The 16,097-nt window shown below is 74.0% G+C and carries 14 protein-coding genes and 3 tRNA genes; 13 read left to right on the top strand and 4 right to left on the bottom strand.

Features of this window, described 5'->3' with window-relative positions:
* The first annotated feature begins 101 nt into the window (after positions 1 to 101).
* The 6 genes from CCE02nite_RS04070 (at position 102) to CCE02nite_RS20380 (ending at position 8,817) form a co-directional block, all read left to right on the top strand.
* Positions 102 to 4,586 (top strand): type VII secretion EssC family protein, encoded by a 4,485-nt coding sequence (locus tag CCE02nite_RS04070; protein ID WP_141388448.1) that lies wholly within the window; start codon positions 102 to 104, stop codon positions 4,584 to 4,586.
* A gap of 135 nt (positions 4,587 to 4,721) precedes the next feature.
* A complete protein-coding gene (locus tag CCE02nite_RS04075) occupies positions 4,722 to 4,994 on the top strand; it encodes a WXG100 family type VII secretion target (RefSeq protein ID WP_021482523.1) in 273 nt (90 codons plus the stop codon).
* Positions 4,995 to 5,173: 179 nt separating this feature from the next.
* Positions 5,174 to 5,647 carry an LpqN/LpqT family lipoprotein gene (locus CCE02nite_RS04080; protein ID WP_141388449.1) on the top strand — a complete coding sequence of 158 codons (474 nt, stop codon included), beginning with the start codon at positions 5,174 to 5,176 and terminating at the stop codon, positions 5,645 to 5,647.
* A gap of 219 nt (positions 5,648 to 5,866) precedes the next feature.
* Entirely contained in the window at positions 5,867 to 7,279 is a 1,413-nt protein-coding gene (locus CCE02nite_RS04085; RefSeq protein WP_141388450.1) for an FAD-dependent oxidoreductase, read from the top strand.
* A gap of 197 nt (positions 7,280 to 7,476) precedes the next feature.
* Entirely contained in the window at positions 7,477 to 8,361 is an 885-nt protein-coding gene (gene htpX / locus CCE02nite_RS04090) for a zinc metalloprotease HtpX (protein ID WP_141388451.1), read from the top strand.
* A gap of 69 nt (positions 8,362 to 8,430) precedes the next feature.
* Positions 8,431 to 8,817 carry a hypothetical protein gene (locus tag CCE02nite_RS20380; RefSeq protein WP_170227213.1) on the top strand — a complete coding sequence of 129 codons (387 nt, stop codon included), beginning with the start codon at positions 8,431 to 8,433 and terminating at the stop codon, positions 8,815 to 8,817.
* On the opposite strand, the gene CCE02nite_RS04100 is transcribed toward CCE02nite_RS20380, so the two are convergent.
* The 3 genes from CCE02nite_RS04100 to rarD are packed head-to-tail and all read right to left on the bottom strand — an operon-like array spanning position 8,789 to position 11,340.
* Positions 8,789 to 9,748 carry an HAD family hydrolase gene (locus CCE02nite_RS04100; RefSeq protein WP_255318641.1) on the bottom strand — a complete coding sequence of 320 codons (960 nt, stop codon included), beginning with the start codon at positions 9,746 to 9,748 and terminating at the stop codon, positions 8,789 to 8,791. The two genes, CCE02nite_RS20380 and CCE02nite_RS04100, sit on opposite strands and share 29 nt — an antisense overlap.
* Positions 9,749 to 9,762: 14 nt before the next feature.
* Positions 9,763 to 10,257 (bottom strand): YajQ family cyclic di-GMP-binding protein, encoded by a 495-nt coding sequence (locus CCE02nite_RS04105; protein WP_141388453.1) that lies wholly within the window; start codon positions 10,255 to 10,257, stop codon positions 9,763 to 9,765.
* A 57-nt stretch (positions 10,258 to 10,314) separates the two neighbouring features.
* Positions 10,315 to 11,340 (bottom strand): EamA family transporter RarD, encoded by a 1,026-nt coding sequence (rarD, locus tag CCE02nite_RS04110; protein WP_141388454.1) that lies wholly within the window; start codon positions 11,338 to 11,340, stop codon positions 10,315 to 10,317.
* 128 nt (positions 11,341 to 11,468) lie between these two features.
* Between rarD and CCE02nite_RS04115 the strand changes: the two genes are divergently transcribed.
* The 7 genes from CCE02nite_RS04115 (at position 11,469) to CCE02nite_RS04145 (ending at position 14,890) form a co-directional block, all read left to right on the top strand.
* Positions 11,469 to 11,550: transfer RNA gene (locus CCE02nite_RS04115), tRNA-Tyr, on the top strand.
* A gap of 208 nt (positions 11,551 to 11,758) precedes the next feature.
* Positions 11,759 to 11,831: transfer RNA gene (locus CCE02nite_RS04120), tRNA-Thr, on the top strand.
* A 62-nt stretch (positions 11,832 to 11,893) separates the two neighbouring features.
* Positions 11,894 to 11,970 (top strand) — tRNA-Met (locus CCE02nite_RS04125).
* Between the two features lie 86 nt (positions 11,971 to 12,056).
* Positions 12,057 to 12,227 carry a 50S ribosomal protein L33 gene (gene rpmG, locus CCE02nite_RS20385; protein ID WP_021482899.1) on the top strand — a complete coding sequence of 57 codons (171 nt, stop codon included), beginning with the start codon at positions 12,057 to 12,059 and terminating at the stop codon, positions 12,225 to 12,227.
* A gap of 28 nt (positions 12,228 to 12,255) precedes the next feature.
* Positions 12,256 to 12,717 carry an FAS1-like dehydratase domain-containing protein gene (locus CCE02nite_RS04135; RefSeq protein ID WP_141388455.1) on the top strand — a complete coding sequence of 154 codons (462 nt, stop codon included), beginning with the start codon at positions 12,256 to 12,258 and terminating at the stop codon, positions 12,715 to 12,717.
* Complete coding sequence (locus CCE02nite_RS04140; protein ID WP_141388456.1) at positions 12,714 to 13,160, top strand: MaoC family dehydratase; 447 nt, start codon at positions 12,714 to 12,716, stop codon at positions 13,158 to 13,160. Before CCE02nite_RS04135 ends, CCE02nite_RS04140 begins: the two co-directional genes overlap by 4 nt.
* A gap of 197 nt (positions 13,161 to 13,357) precedes the next feature.
* Positions 13,358 to 14,890, top strand: coding sequence for a YyaL domain-containing protein (locus CCE02nite_RS04145; protein ID WP_141388457.1), 1,533 nt, complete (start codon positions 13,358 to 13,360; stop codon positions 14,888 to 14,890).
* A gap of 19 nt (positions 14,891 to 14,909) precedes the next feature.
* Here the strand turns inward: CCE02nite_RS04145 and CCE02nite_RS04150 are convergent, their stop codons facing one another.
* Entirely contained in the window at positions 14,910 to 16,052 is a 1,143-nt protein-coding gene (locus CCE02nite_RS04150) for a LacI family DNA-binding transcriptional regulator (RefSeq protein ID WP_141388458.1), read from the bottom strand.
* Positions 16,053 to 16,097 lie beyond the last annotated feature (45 nt).

Raw genomic sequence — 16,097 nt, forward strand, 5'->3', positions numbered from 1 at the left:
TCGACGCGTGCCCCGACCGGTCGCGCCGTCGGTACCGCCGCCCGACGGTCGGAGCCCCCCGGCCTGCCCGTCCCCTTCCCCGGACCTGAACAGGAACCTTCGTGCGAATCAAGCTCACGCTGCACCGCCCGGACGCCAGCACGACCAACGTCGCCGTCACGGCCGACGCGACGGCCACGGTGCGCGACGTCGCCGAGGCGCTGTTCGCGGGCGACCCCACCCGGTCGGGCGCGGCGGTCCCGGACCGGCTCACGCTCCAGGTCGGCACCGCGCCGTCGGGGTCGGGGCAGGGGCGCGTGCTGTCGCCGACGAGCGACCTCACGGAGGCGGGGCTGCGGTCCGGGTCGACGGTGTCGATCGTGCGCGTCTCCGAGCAGTTCGACGCCCCCGGGCAGGACCGCGGCGCGGCCGTCGCCGTCCTGCGCGTGCTCGAGGGGCCGGACGCCGGCCGCGAGTTCCCGCTGCCCGTGGGGACCAGCTACCTCGGCCGCGACCGCAACATGGACATCCGGTTGAGCGACCCGCAGATCTCCAAGCGGCACGCCCGCCTCACGGTCGGCGAGACGATCGAGATCACGGACACGAACTCGGCGAACGGTCTCGTCATGGGCGGCCAGCGCATGATGCGCTCGACGCTCACGTCGTCGGACACGGTGACGATCGGCAGCACGGTCGTGTCCGTCGTCGCGCTGCACCGCACGACGAGCCTCGCGCCGACGAGCCCGGTCGTGGAGTTCAACCGCTCCCCGCGCGTCGTCGCCCGCTTCCCCGAGCGCAAGCTCAAGGCGCCCAAGCCGCCGCAGCCGCCGGAGCCGCAGCGCTTCCCCTACCTGGCGATGGTCGCGCCGCTGCTCATGGGCGCGATCCTGTACTCCGTCACGCGGAACGTCCTGTCGATCGTCTTCGTCGGGCTGAGCCCGATCCTCATGCTCGGCAACTACCTCGACCAGAAGGTCCAGGCCAAGCGCAAGCTCAAGGCGCAGCGCGAGCAGTTCGAGGCGGGGGTCGTCGCGATGCGCGAGACCATCGACCGCACGCACGCCGTCGAGCGCGCCGTGCGCCTCTCGGAGGCCCCGTCGGTGGGCGACACGGTCGACGCGGTCCGTCGCCTCGGCGGGCTGATGTGGACGCACCGCCCGGAGCACGACGCGTTCCTGACGGTCCGGATCGGGCTCGGCGCCGCGCCGTCGCGCACCCAGCTGGACCAGCCGGGCGAGAACAACACGCTGCCGGAGTACTGGAACGAGCTGGAGAAGCTGCACGCCCAGTGCGCGACCATCTCCGGCGTCCCGGTCGTCGCGCGCCTGCGCACGGACGGCGCGCTCGGGGTCGCCGGCGCGGGGGCCGCGGTCGACGCCGTCGCGCGCGGGATCCTCGTCCAGCTCGCGGGCCTGCACTCGCCGTCGGAGCTCGTGCTCGCGGCCGTGACGTCGCAACGGTCGCGCGCCGACTGGGAGTGGCTCGAGTGGCTGCCGCACACCGGCTCGCCCCACAGCCCGCTGGGCGGCGACCACCTGGCCGACAACCCCGGCGCCGCCCAGGCGCTCCTGTCGCAGCTCGAGGACCTGGTCGAGGCGCGCGGGGCCGACCTCGACACCCACGCCGAGCTGCGCGGGCCGATCGACCCCGAGGAGGGCGAGGACACGCCCAAGCCGGTGCTGCCGACGGTCGTCGTGCTCGTGGAGGACGACGCGCCCGTGGACCGCTCGCGCCTCACGCGCCTCGTGGAGCGTGGCGCGGACGCGGGCGTGCACGTCGTGTGGGTCGCGCCGTCGGTCGAGCAGCTCCCGGCCGCGTGCCGCACGTTCGTCCTCGTGGACACGGTCGATGCCGCGGGCGCGGGTGCACCCGGGGCCACCGCGGGCGCCACGAGCGGCGAGGTCCGGGTGGGTCGGCTGTCGTTCCCGGTGGCGTGCGAGACGGTGGACCTCGCGACCGCCCACGAGGTGGCGCGCATCCTGGCCCCCGTGGTCGACGTCGGCGCGCCCGTCGACGACGACTCCGACCTCCCGCGCTCGGTCTCCTACCTCACGCTCGCCGGCACCGCGCTGGCGGAGGACCCGGGCCGTCTCATCGACGCGTGGCGCGAGAACGGCTCCCTGACGCCGCGGGACGGCTCGCCGCCCGTGCGGCGCAAGGCGCCGACGAACCTGCGCGGGCTGGTCGGGCACTCGGGCACCGAGCCGCTCTACCTGGACCTGCGCACGCAGGGCCCGCACGCGCTCGTGGGCGGGACGACGGGCGCGGGCAAGTCCGAGTTCCTCCAGTCGTGGGTGCTCGGCATGGCCGCGGCGCACAGCCCGGACCGCGTGACGTTCCTCTTCGTCGACTACAAGGGCGGCGCCGCGTTCGCGGACTGCGTGAACCTGCCGCACACGGTCGGGCTCGTCACGGACCTCTCGCCCCACCTCGTGCGCCGGGCGCTCACGTCGCTGCGCGCCGAGCTGCGCTACCGCGAGCACCTGCTCAACCGGAAGAAGGCGAAGGACCTCGCGTCCCTCGAGCGCACGGGCGACCCCGACGCACCGCCGAGCCTGCTCATCGTGGTCGATGAGTTCGCGGCCCTGGTCAACGAGGTCCCGGAGTTCGTCGACGGCGTCGTGGACGTCGCCCAGCGCGGTCGCTCGCTCGGGCTGCACCTCATCCTCGCGACCCAGCGCCCGGCGGGCGTCATCAAGGACAACCTGCGCGCCAACACGAACCTGCGCGTCGCGCTGCGCATGGCCGACGAGGACGACTCGACGGACATCCTGGGCATCCCCATGGCCGCGCACTTCGACCCCTCGATCCCGGGCCGCGGCGCGGTGAAGACCGGCCCTGGTCGGATCACGCCGTTCCAGACGGGCTACGCCGGGGGCTGGACGACGGCGCAGCCCGAGCGGTCGCGCATCGACATCCAGGAGATGGCGTTCGGCTCGGACATCCGCTGGGAGCTGCCGGAGCCCGAGGTGGAGGAGGTCACCGACCCGGGCCCCAACGACATCGCGCGCGTGGTCGCGACGATCTCGCGGGCCGCGACGGAGGCCGCCGTCCCGGTGCCGCGCAAGCCGTGGCTGGCCGAGCTCGCCCCGACGTACGACCTCGCCCGCCTGCCCAACCCCCGCACCGACACGATGCTGCTGCTCGGCGTGGAGGACGACCCGACGACCCAGGCGCAGCCCACCGTCTTCTACGAGCCCGACCGTGACGGCAACATGGCGATCTACGGCACGGGTGGCTCGGGCAAGAGCGCGACGCTGCGGACGATCGCCGTGTCCGCGGCGATCACGGCGCGCGGCGGCCCCGTCCAGGTCTACGCGATCGACGCCGGCGCGAGCGGTCTGCGGATGCTCGAGGACCTGCCGCACGTCGGCGCGGTCATCTCGGGCGACGACGAGGAGCGCGTCCAGCGCGTGCTGCGCACGCTGCGCGACCTCGTCGACGAGCGCTCCGCCCGCTACGCCGCGGTCCGTGCCGGCAGCCTCGACGAGTACCGGCGCCTCGCGAACGCCCCCGCCGAGCCGCGCATCCTGCTGCTGGTCGACGGCATCGGCGCGTTCCGCGAGTCCTACGAGTTCCGGCCCGCGCACGCGTTCCCCGTGTGGGGCGCGTTCACCGCGATCGCGACGGACGGGCGCCAGGTCGGCGTGCACGTCGTCGTCGCGGGCGACCGGGCGGCGTCGGTCCCGACGTCGCTCGGCTCGACGATCCAGAAGCGGCTCGTGCTGCGCCTCGCGAGCGAGGACGACTACCTGACGCTCGGCGTCCCCAAGGACGTCCTGTCGCTCACGTCCCCGCCCGGACGCGGCGTGCTCGACGAGAACGAGGTCCAGATCGCGGTCCTGGGCGGCGACCCGAACGTCGCGCTCCAGGCGCGCGAGCTGGGCAAGCTGCGCGACGCGATGACGCGCCTCGGCATCCAGCAGGCGCCCGGCGTCGAGCGGCTACCGGACAGCTTCACGCTGGACGCGCTGCCCGAGGTCACGGGCGGCCGGCCGACCATCGGCCTCGACGACCTCGACATCGCCCCGGTCGCGCTGCCGGCCCGGGGGACGTTCATGCTCTCGGGCCCGCCCGGGGGCGGTCGGACGACGGCGCTCGTCACCATCGCCCAGGCCGTGCGCCGGGCGCGCGCGGGCCGGGTCGTGTACCTCTCGCCGCGCCGCACGAGCATCTCGGCGCTCGACGCCTGGGACACGGCGGCGACGTCGCCCGAGGAGGTCGTGACGCTCCTCGAGTCGCTCACGCAGGCGCTCGACGGCGGGTCCCTGCGCCCGGGTGCGCTCACGGTGCTCGTCGAGTCCGTGACGGAGTTCACGGGGACGCCGGCGGAGCAGCCGCTCGTCGCGTTCGTCCGGGCCGCCACGCGTGCCGAGCAGCTCGTCGTGGGCGAGGCCGAGTCGTCGACCTGGGGGCAGGCGTGGGCGATCGCGCAGCCGTTCAAGGCCGGCCGCAGCGGCCTGCTCCTCACCCCTGGCGACCTCGACGGCGACACCTTGCTCGGGACCGGTCTCGGCCGGATCCGGCGCGCGGACTTCCCGCCGGGGCGCGGCTTCCTCGTCGTCTCCGGGAGGGCGCGCAAGCTGCACGTCGCGCTCCCGCGGTAGCGACGTGACGCCCGCGGGGACCTCATGGGGACACCTCCCCATCGACGGGGCGCGCGGGCCGATGGTTGAGTAGGGCCATCGACAACGGGACGACGTCCACGCAGGGTGGGGGTCGAGACACAGAAGGAGAACACCATGGCTGGTGGCATGTGGGGCGCGAACGTCGAGGAGCTGCGTGGGCTCGGTCAGACGCTGCAGCAGAAGGCGGACGAGATCCGCACGACCATGCAGAACCTGAACTCGCAGATCCAGAGCGTGCCGTGGGAGGGCCCCGACGCCCAGCAGTTCAAGGGCAGCGACTGGCCGGCCGCGCAGACGCAGCTCAACAACGTCGCGCAGACGCTGACGGACGCGGGCCAGAAGGCCACGCAGAACGCGCAGCAGCAGGAGCAGGCTTCGAACAGCTGATCCGCTGAGCTCCACCGAGGGCGCGGGACCCGGGACGGGTCCCGCGCCCTCGGTGTGTCCAGGGCCGGGCGTGGCCCGCAGGCGGCCCGGACGGGCGGTCGGGGACCTGCCGGTCTGCGAGACTGCTGGCGCGCCCCGTACCGCCGGAGCGCGACGAGCGACCGAGAGGACCTGAACGCATGGCCGAGCTGCGCTACCCGAGCGACGACTTCCCCGCGCCCGTGGGGGTGCGGCTCGACGCGCCCGACCGCTGGGTCCCGCTGCCCCACGTCGCCCTGCCGCTCGCGCTCGGGCGCGAGGTGGAGGAGGGGGAGTTCAACCCCAACGTCATCGTCGTGGTCTCGCGCATCCGGGCCGAGCAGACGTTGGACGACGCGCACGCCGAGGTGCTGCGCAAGCTCAAGCCGATGCCGCGGCTGCGTCAGCTCGACGGCGGTGACGTGGACGTGGACGGCCTGCCGGGGCGGTGGGTCGAGGCGTCCTTCAAGGGCGGCGGGGGAGCGGTGCTGGTGCAGTCGGTGCGGACGGTCGTCGTCCCGCGCGGGCCGGTGGCCGACCTCGTCCAGACGACGGGGACGTGCACGCTCCTCCAGCACCCGTGGGCCGCCGCGGAGATCCGCGCCGTGCAGGAGAGCCTTCGCGTCGACCGTTGACCCGCGGCGTTACATTCGCCCGGATCACAAGACGAGGTATCCACCTGGCGAGACCGGTGAGACCCTGGTCATGGAGGAGAGGGCCCGAGTGAGGCGACCCTCACCCCAGTCGTACAATCGAGAGGTCTCCTGCGGCCGGTACCCACACCGGTCGACGCGGAACGGCCCGTCGGCCGCGCGGGAGAGACCCCCGTCCTCGACCGGAAGGCGCACCGTCCTGTGAGCAGCATCCGTCCACTGCGCGTCGCGATCGTCGGCGCTGGTCCCGCCGGGATCTACGCCGCGGACATCCTGTCCAAGACCGACCTCGACGTGAGCATCGACCTGTTCGAGCGTCTGCCCGCGCCGTTCGGCCTCGTGCGCTACGGCGTCGCGCCGGACCACCCGCGCATCAAGCAGATCATCGTGGCGCTCCACAAGGTGCTGAGCCGCGGCGACATCCGCCTGCTCGCGAACGTGGACTACGGCGTCGACCTGAAGCTGGACGACCTGCGCCAGTACTACGACGCCGTGATCTTCTCGACCGGCTCGATCCGCGACGCGGCCCTGCCGATCGAGGGCATCGACCTGCCCGGCTCGTACGGCGCGGCCGACTTCGTGTCCTGGTACGACGGCCACCCCGACGTCCCGCGCACGTGGCCGCTCGAGGCGCAGCAGGTCGCCGTCCTCGGCGCGGGCAACGTCGCGCTCGACGTCGCGCGCGTGCTCGCCAAGCACGCGGACGACCTGCTGCCGACCGAGGTCCCGCAGAACGTCTACGAGATCCTCAAGTCGTCGCCCGTCGCCGACGTGCACGTCTTCGCCCGCCGCGGGCCCGCGCAGGCCAAGTTCTCGCCGCTCGAGCTGCGCGAGCTCGGGCACGTCCCCGACGTCGACGTGATCGTCTACCCGGAGGACTTCGAGTTCGACGAGGGCTCGATGGCGGCGATCAGCTCCTCGAACCAGACCAAGCAGGTCGTCAAGACCCTCACGGACTGGACGCTCAAGGACCCGGCCGAGAACACGGCGTCGCGCCGCCTGCACCTGCACTTCCTCCACGCCCCGGCGGCCGTGCTCGGCGACGGCAAGGTCGAGGCGCTGCGGACCGAGCGCACGCAGCTCAACGGCGACGGCACCGTCTCCGGCACGGGCGAGTTCCACGAGTGGCCCGTCCAGGCCGTGTACCGCGCGGTCGGCTACTTCGGCTCGCCGCTGCCCGAGATCCCGTTCGACGAGCTCAAGGGCGTCATCCCGAACCGCGAGGGCCGGGTCATCGACATCGACGGCGAGCACATCCCCGGCGTGTACGCGACCGGCTGGATCAAGCGCGGCCCGGTCGGTCTCATCGGGCACACCAAGTCGGACGCCTCGGAGACGATCCGCCACCTCGTCGAGGACGTCACCGGCGCCGGCGACGGCGGCGACGTCGCGGCGGCGGACCTCGCCGCAGGACGTGTCGCGCCGTTCGGCGACCCCGAGGCCGTCGTGGACTTCCTGCGCGAGCGCGGGGTCGACCACATCGAGTGGTCCGGGTGGGAGCTGCTCGACGCGTACGAGCGCTCGCTCGGCGAGCCGCACGGCCGCGAGCGCATCAAGGTCGTGCCGCGCGAGGACATGATCCGTGTGGCCCGCGGCGAGTCGCAGGTCGGCTGACCCGGCGGCCGCCCCTGAGCACGTGAGCACCTGAGCACGTCCGACGGCGCCCCACCCTCCGCGGGTGGGGCGCCGTCGTCGTCCCGGGAACGGGACGGTCGCCTCGGGCGTTCATCAGGGTGGGCGTCGACGGGGTCGGCGCCCGTCGGGCGCCCGGCGGACCACGCGGGTGCCCGAGGCGCGGAAGGGAGCACAGCGTGGGGCGTCAGCACTTCAACGGTCTCAAGACGGCCGGCCTGTTCGGCGTCATGTGGGCCATCGTCCTGGGCCTCTGGGCGCTGTTCGGCGCCAGGGCGAACCTGCTGTGGGTGTTCGTCGGCATCGGCCTCGTGACGACGTTCTACGGGTACTGGAACTCGGACAAGATCGCGATCCGCGCGATGCACGCGCGCCCCGTGAGCGAGCTCGAGCAGCCCGCCATGTACCGGATCGTGCGCGAGCTCTCGACCGAGGCGCGCCAGCCGATGCCCCGCCTCTACGTCTCGCCGACGCAGGCGCCCAACGCGTTCGCGACGGGCCGCAACCCCAAGAACGCGGCCGTGTGCTGCACGGAGGGCATCCTGCGCCTCCTCGACGAGCGCGAGCTGCGCGGGGTGCTCGGGCACGAGCTCATGCACGTGTACAACCGCGACATCCTCACGTCGTCGGTCGCGGGCGCCCTGGCCGGCGTGATCACGTCGCTCGCGCAGTTCCTGCTGATCTTCGGCGGCGACCGCGACCGCGGCGGCAACCCGCTCGCGGCCATCGCGATGGTCGTCCTCGCGCCCGTCGCGGCGATGCTCGTCCAGCTCGCCATCTCCCGCACGCGCGAGTACGACGCCGACGAGGACGGTGCCAAGCTCACCGGCGACCCGCTCGCGCTCGCGTCCGCGCTGCGCAAGCTCGACGCCGGCACGCAGCGGGCCCCGCTCCCGCAGAACCGCGACCTCGTCGACGTCTCGCACCTGATGATCGCCAACCCGTTCCGCGGCGCGGGAGTCGGCAAGATGTTCGCGACCCACCCCCCGATGGCGGAGCGCATCAAGCGGCTCGAGACGATGGCCGGTCACGGCCCGGGCTACGGCGGCATCACGTACCACTGAGCCGGCGCGCCACGGAGTCGGCGCGCCCCGCGGGACGACGGAGCACGGTCCGGGTGGCACGATGACCGCGTGCCGCGCCGCCGAACCCACATCGCCCGGGACCTCACGCTCGTCCTCCTCGCTCTCGGAGGGCCCGCGCTCGTCCTGCGGCAGCGGCACGGCCGGGGGTGGGTCGTCGACGACGTCGTGACGGCCGTGACGGTCTCCGGGCTCGTGTGCCTGGTCGCGGCCGTCGGTCTCGCGCTGACGCGGCGCGCGCCCGGCCCGGTCGCGCGCGAGAGGGCGCTCTACGTCGTCGTGGGGGCCTTCACGGCCGTCGGGGCGGGCGTCGCGACGTGGCGCGTGCTCGACGAGCAGGCGCTCGCGGCGGCGTGGTTCGGCCTGCTCGCGGCGTACGCCGCGGGCGCCCTCCACGTCGGGCTCGCGGTCACGGCGCGGAGGCGCCCGCCGCGCTGACGTCCAGCGCGTCGAGGAGGACGCGCGCGACGCCGTCGTCGTCGTTGGCGGGTGCCCGGTCCGTCGCGGCGGCCAGCACGTCGGGGTGCGCGTTCGCGACGGCGAACGAGCGCCCCGCCCAGCGCAGCATGGGCAGGTCGTTGGGCATGTCGCCGAACGCCCAGACGTCGCGCGGTTCGACACCGAGGCGAGCGCACCAGCGCGCGAGCGCGGCGTCCTTGGTGACCGTGGGTGCGAGCAGCTCGGCGAGCCCCGCCGCGCCGGAGTAGGCGAGGTGGGCGCGGTCCCCGACGGCGTCGCGCACGCGAGCGAAGAACGACTCCTGCGCCGTCGTCTGCCCGTCCGCGACGACGACGGGCTGCGTCGCGGGAGCGTCCTCGACCGGCGCCCCGGGGTCCCGCGCGAGAATCTTGCCGACGGGCTGCCCGTGGCCGGCCTCACGAGAAGCGCCGGGGACGGCGAGCGTCGACTCGACCACGGCGACGACGTCCGCGTCGTCGTCCGGGGTGGAGCGGAAGCCCGGGTCGAACGTCGGCCCGTCGACGCGCTCGAACGCGAGCGCCACGCCCGGGACCGCGACGCGCAGGTCGGCGACGAGCGCGGCGGCCTCGTCCGCGGTGAAGCCGCACACGTCGAGCGGGCTCGCGGTGGCCAGGTCCCACACCGCGGCGCCGCCGAGGCAGATGACGTGCCCGTGCCCGCCCACGACGTCCGCGAGCTGGCCGAGCCAGCGCGGCGGCCGCGCGGTGACGAACACCACCTCGACCCCGACGTCCTCGGCGGCGCGCAGCGCTGCGCGCGTGCGCTCCGAGACGGTCCCGTCGGGCCGCAGGAGCGTGCCGTCGAGGTCGGTCGCGACGACGCGCGGGAGCGCGCTCGACGACGCGGCAGGACGCCCCGGCGCGACCGGGCGCGGGCCGCCGTCGGGCAGGGTCACGGCGAGCGCTACCGGTAGTTGGTGAACTGCAGCGCGACGTCGAGGTCGGCGGCCTTGAGCAGCGCGATGACGGTCTGGAGGTCGTCGCGCGACTTGCTCGTCACCCGGACCTCGTCGCCCGTGATCTGCGTCTTGACGGCCTTGGGGGCCTCGTCACGGATGATCTTGGTGATCTTCTTCGCGTTCTCGCTCGACAGGCCCTCCTTGAGGGTCGCCGCGAGGCGGTACTCCTTGCCCGACGCCTTGGGCTCCTTGTCGCCCGTGTCGAGCGACTTGAGGGAGATGCCGCGCTTGACGAGCTTGGTCTCGAGGACGTCGAGGATGGCGAGCACGCGCTCGGCCGAGTTCGCGACCATGAGGATGCTCTCGCCGCTCCAGGCGATCGAGGCGCCGACGTTGCGGAAGTCGTAGCGCTGCGCCACCTCCTTGGCGGCCTGGTTGAGCGCGTTGTCGACCTCCTGTCGGTCGACCTTGCTGACGATGTCGAACGAGGAGTCGGCCATGGGTAGGTCCTCTCTGGGCCGGGAACGGGTGCTGGGTCCCACCGTAGTCGAGCAGGCTCAGGGACGGCTCGCGAGGCGCGTCGCACGGGCCGCGCGGAGCCCGTCGACCGAGAGCACGACGAGTGCGAGCCAGACGAGCCCGAATCCGGCCCATCGGGTGGGCGACATGGGCTCGTGGAAGACGAGGAGGCCGAAGAGGAACTGGAGCGCGGGGCCGAGGTACTGGAGGAGCCCGACGACGCTCAGCGGGAGGCGCCGCGCGGCGGCGCTGAACAGGAGCAGGGGCAGGGCCGTCACGATCCCGGCCGACGCGAGCAGGAGCGCGTGGCCGGCGCCCTCGGCGCCGAACGTGCCCACCCCTGTGGCCGCGAGCCACGCCAGGTACACGAGGGCCGGCGGCGTGAGCACGGCGGTCTCCACGGCGAGGCCGGGGAGCGCCTCGACCGTGCGCCCGACGCGGTTCTTCACGAGGCCGTACAGGCCGAACGACGCCGCGAGGACGAGCGCGATCCACGGCAGGCCGCCCGAGCCCGTGCTGATGACGACGACGGCCGCGACACCGATCCCGACGGCCGCCCACTGCGCGGGTCGCAGCCGCTCGCGCAGCACGGCGACGGCGAGCAGGACGGTGACGAGGGGGTTGATGAAGTACCCGAGCGCGGCGTCGAGCACGTGACCGCTGAGGACGCCGTACACGTACACGGTCCAGTTGGTGACGATGAGGACGGCGGCGACGGCGAGCACGCCGAGCGTGCGCGGGGTGCGCAGCGCGGTGACGAACCCGCCGAGCTGGCGCGTCGCGGCGAGGAGCACGAGGCAGAAGAGCAGGCTCCACACGACCCGGTGCGCGATGATCTCGAGCGGCGCCGCAGGCTCCAGGAGCGGGAAGTAGAGGGGCATCGCGCCCCACAGGAAGAACGCTCCGGCGCCGAGCAGGAGGCCCCAGCGGTCGGTCGGGGCGGTCGCGCCGCGCGGGCTGCCCGACGGCGCGGGCGGGGCGGGCGAGGACGGTGCGCCGGTGGGCGCGGGGCCGGGGTTCCCGGTGCCGGGGAGGTGGTCCGGCGCGGGGGAGGGGTGGGTCACCGCACCACTGTACGGACGGCCGCCGGGACCCGGATTTCGCACCTGGTCGGGCGGGGCTGTATCGTTGGCTCGCCCGCACGGCAGGGCTGCACCACGTGCAGTCGTTCCGGCGAGCGACAGCTCCACACGGCAGGTTGCCCGAGCGGCCAAAGGGATCTGACTGTAAATCAGACGGCTCAGCCTTCGGGGGTTCGAATCCCTCACCTGCCACCGGAGCGACGGGGCGTCACCCACGGGTGGCGCCCCGTCGTCGTCTGCCCGGGGCCCCGTGTCGTCACCACGTCTCCCGGCGCGCCGCACGACGAGGGTGTCCTCGGATGGTGCGCGACGCGGTGGGGAGCGGTGTGGAAGGGCCCAGGAACGGCGGAACGGCGCCGATTTCGTTCGACGCCGTGTTCCGTGTAAAGTTTTCCGCGCTGCCCCGATAGCTCAGTCGGCAGAGCGTCTCCATGGTAAGGAGAAGGTCAAGGGTTCGATTCCCTTTCGGGGCTCTGTGGTGACGCGGGGTCGTCTTGCTGGAATACTGGCGAGACGGCCTCGCGTTCAGTCACGCGGCGGGGTAGCTCAGATGGTTAGAGCGCACGACTCATAATCGTGAGGTCGCGGGTTCGATCCCCGCCTCCGCTACCACTTTCGACAACCTCGTACGGCGGCCGGCGTCGTGCGACCTGCACAGCACATGCGCCCTCCGGAGGCGCGAGAGGTGGCTCACAACCGTGGCAAGCAAGAGCGCTGACGTTCGCCCCAAGATCACGCTGGCCTGCGTGGACTGCAAGGAGCGCAACTACATCACGAAGAAGAACCGTCGCAACGACCCGGACCGCCTGGAGCTCGCGAAGTTCTGCCCGCGTTGCGGCAAGCACACCGCGCACCGCGAGACCCGCTGAGCCTCCGGCTCCGCGCCCGCGCACCGCAGTGAGCGTCAACCTGGCCTACGTCGGCCGCGAGTACCCCGCCAACGCGCCGTACTCGGTGGGACGCGAGAAGCTGCGGGAGTTCTCCGGCGCCGTCGGCGCCACCCACCCCGTGCACCACGACCTCGTGGCGGCGCGGGGTGCGGGCTATCCGGACCTCGTCGCACCTCCGACCTTCGCGGTCGTCGTCGCCCAGCGGGCGGAGGGGCAGCTCATCGAGGACCCCGAGGCGGGCATCGACTTCTCGCGCGTCGTCCACGCGGACGAGCGCTTCACGCACCACCGGCCGATCGTCGCGGGCGACGAGCTCGTGACCGTGCTGCACGTGGACTCGATCGTCGAGCGGGCCGGCCTCGCGATGGTCACCACGCGCTGCGAGATCGCCGCGCTCCTGCCCGACGGCGGCACCGAGCCGGTCTCGACCGTCACCTCCACCCTCGCCGTCCGCGGGGAGGGCGCATGAGCACCGACGCGATCCCGACGCCCACGCGCCCGGCTCTCACTGACCTGTCCGTCGGCGACGTGATCGGCACGCGCACGGTCGAGGTCGACCGCGCCCGCCTCGTGCGGTACGCCGGCGCGAGCGGCGACTTCAACCCCATCCACTGGAACGACGCCTTCGCGGCCGAGGTCGGCCTGCCGGGCGTCATCGCGCACGGCATGTTCACCATGGGCGCCGCCGTCGCGCTGGTCGAGGACTGGGCCGGTGACCCGGGCGCCGTCGTCGACTACCAGACGCGCTTCACGCGACCCGTGCCCGTGCCGAACCCGGGCGTCGCGACGCTCGAGGTCACCGGGACGGTCGGCGCGATCGACGCCGACGCCGGCACCGTCCGCGTCGACCTCACGGTCACGTTCGAGGGCGCGCGCGTGCTCGGCAAGACCCAGGCGGTCGTCCGCCTCTGACCCGCGGTCGCCCTCGGCGACCACGAGCTCCTGACGCCACGAGGGCGCCGCACCCGGCCGGGTGCGGCGCCCTCGTCGTCGTGCGGGCCCACGGGCGCGCTCGATTCGACATCGTTCGCCACGGCCCGCCCCCTTTCGCCGTGAGAGCGCTCCCACTATGGTGGGTCGCGCCACTCACGACGTCGAAGGAGACGCTCATGACCCAGCACGGCGGCCGCTCTGGACGGCCCGACCTCCCCGCGCACGACCCTGGTTCCGCCCGCGGCGTCGACCGACGCACCGTCCTCGCCCTCGGTGGCGCGCTCGCGCTCGCGGGCCTCACCGCCGCCCCCGCCGCCGCGGCCGGCGACGGCGCCCTGCGCGGGGCGACGGGCGCCGTCGGGCAGGGCGGGGGAGGCGGCTCGGCCCGGGGCCGCGCGGCGTCCCTCCGGCGCGCGCACGGCTTCCTCGCCGCGGCGACCGACGCCTACCCCGACGTCAACCCCGGCCCGCGCCTCGCGCAGTCCTACGCCGACCAGCTCGGCCTGTTCTCCACGGCGTTCGTCTACGACAACGCCCTCGCCGTCCTCGCGACGCTCACCGCCGGCCGACGCTACCTCGACCGCGCGCGGGCGCTCGGCGACGGGCTCGTGTTCGCCCTCGAGAACGACCCCGACCACGACGACGGCCGGCTGCGTCAGGCCTACAACGTCGGGCCGTACACCTTCTACGACGGCACGCCGCAGGAGCACGGGCTCGTGCTGCCGGACGGCACGGCGAACGTCGGGTGGCAGTTCGGTTTCCTCGGGACGGCGGTGGGAGACATGGCCTGGCCGGGCATCGCCCTGCTGCACCTCCACGCCGTGACGCGCGAGCGCCGCTACCTGGACGCCGCCCGGCGGATCGGCGAGTGGATCGTCGCGAACACGTGGTCGCAGGCACCCCTCGGCGGGTTCTCGTTCGGCGTGGACGGCGCGAACGCTCCGATCCCCAACGGCTCGACCGAGCACAACGTCGACTGCGTCGCGTTCTTCCGCCAGCTCGGGTCCGTGACCCGTGACCGGCGCTGGAGCCGCGCCGCCGAGCACGCGCGCGCGTTCGTCGACCGCATGTGGGAGCCCGACGGCGGCTACCTGTACACCGGCACGAACGACGGCACCGAGATCAACCGGGACCCGCTCCCGCTGGACCCGCAGACGTGGGGGTGGCTCGCGCTGCGCGAGCGGCGCTACGCCCGCGCGCTCGACTGGGCGGACGACGCGCTGGCCGCGCGCGACGTCGCGGGCGAGGGGGTGTCGCAGCTCCCCGCGGGCACGGTCGTCGAGGGCGTGACGTTCTCGAGCGCGAGCCTCACGTCGACGGCGTCGTACAACGGGCTGCCGGTGCACCAGCAGGGGGTGTGGCTCGAGGGGACGGCGCAGCTCGCGTCGGCGCTCGCGGACCGCGGGGCACGAGGGCGCGGGGACCGCGACGACCGGCGGCGGGGGCGCCGGGGCTGCGAGCGGGACGACGACCGGGTGCGCGCGGAGGGCCTGCTGCGCGAGGTACAGGGCGCGCAGGAGAGCGTCGGGGCCGGTCAGACGATCGGCGGGGCGGCCCTGCCGGAGCGCGGAGGCGTCGTCGCGGCGTCGAGCCTCATCGACTCGGGCTTCGGGTTCGGGTACTTCCAGGTGCAGCACCTCGGCGCGACGTCGTGGTACCTCATGGCGGCCGCGCGGGCGAACCCGTTGCAGCCGGGCCGGCTCGGCTGACCGGTCCGAGCGGCCGGTGTCAGGTGGTGGGGGCGGGGCCCGTCGTCGTCCCCACCACCAGCTCGACGTCGAGCTCGACCGTCGTGGGGGCGTCGCCCGCGAGCTGGCGGATCACGGCGAGGCCCAGCTCGGAGCCCTTGCGGGCGAGCGGCTGGTGGACGCTCGTGAGGACGTCCGGAGCGAGCCACGGGAGGTCGAGCCCGTCGAACCCGGCGACCGAGACGTCGTCGGGCACGCGCAGGCCGAGCTCGCGCGCGGCGAGGAGCGCACCCGCGGCGAGCAGGTCGGAGTGGGCGATGACGGCGGTCGGGCGCGTCGCGGGGTCGGCGGCCTCGGTCGTCCCGTCCGCGGCGGTGCTGCCCAGCAGGGCGAGCGTGGCGGAGCGGCCGTGCTCGACGAGCGACGCCTCGGTCTCCCAGCTCGCGACGGGTTCGACGACGTCGCGCACGCCCGCGAGCCGGTTGGCCGTCGGCGTGCGGTCCACCTGGGCGAGCCGCTGCGCGTCGATCGGGCCGCTGCGGTCGGAGTTGTCGAGGGGGAGCGAGACCTCCGCGACGCGCGTGTGGCCGAGGTCGACGAGGTGCCGCACGACGTCGGCGGTCCCGGCGCGGTCGCGGATCGCGACGAGCGGGGTGCCCTCGACGGCGCGCCCCTCCCCGATGACGACCGGCACGCCGCGGCGCTGGAGCGCGGCGAGCGTCGCGTCGTCGGAGCCGACGCCCCACACGAGCACGGCGACGTCCATCGCCGCGCTCTCGACGAGGGGGTCGACGGCGCGGGCCGGGTCGTCGGACGGGATGCCGGGGATGAGGAGGACGCCCAGGCCGTTCTCGCCGAGCGTCGAGACGAGGCCGTCGAGCACCTGCACGGCGACGGGGTCGCGAAAGGCGCGGCGGAGCTGGTCGCCGACGACGACGCCGACCACGCCCGACCGCCCCGACCGGAGCTGCCGACCGAGCGGGTTGGGCCCGGTGTACCCGAGCTCCTTCGCGGCGTCGAGCACGCGGGCCCGGGTCTCCGGGGTGATCGGCCCCGCGCCGGAGAAGGCGAGCGACGCCGTCGAGACGGAGACCCCCGCGAGCTCGGCGACCTTGGCGAGCGTGGGCCGGTGGGCCGGCGCGGTGGTCGCCGCGGGCTCCCGGTTCCCGGGGGTGTCGCTCATCACGCTCCCTGCCTCCCGCGCGCGCGGGATTCTCGATTGACGCGC

The organism is Cellulosimicrobium cellulans (assembly GCF_006539945.1).
GTDB classification, from domain to species: domain Bacteria; phylum Actinomycetota; class Actinomycetes; order Actinomycetales; family Cellulomonadaceae; genus Cellulosimicrobium; species Cellulosimicrobium cellulans.

What these genes read in the sequence shown, in the direction of transcription:
- CCE02nite_RS04075 (WP_021482523.1), top strand. Translation starts at nt 4,722, where the DNA reads ATGGCTGGTGGCATGTGGGGCGCGAACGTCGAGGAGCTGCGTGGGCTC.
- CCE02nite_RS04080 (WP_141388449.1), top strand. Translation starts at nt 5,174, where the DNA reads ATGGCCGAGCTGCGCTACCCGAGCGACGACTTCCCCGCGCCCGTGGGG.
- CCE02nite_RS04105 (WP_141388453.1), bottom strand. Translation starts at nt 10,257, where the DNA reads ATGGCCGACTCCTCGTTCGACATCGTCAGCAAGGTCGACCGACAGGAG.
- CCE02nite_RS04140 (WP_141388456.1), top strand. Translation starts at nt 12,714, where the DNA reads ATGAGCACCGACGCGATCCCGACGCCCACGCGCCCGGCTCTCACTGAC.
- CCE02nite_RS04145 (WP_141388457.1), top strand. Translation starts at nt 13,358, where the DNA reads ATGACCCAGCACGGCGGCCGCTCTGGACGGCCCGACCTCCCCGCGCAC.
- CCE02nite_RS04150 (WP_141388458.1), bottom strand. Translation starts at nt 16,052, where the DNA reads ATGAGCGACACCCCCGGGAACCGGGAGCCCGCGGCGACCACCGCGCCG.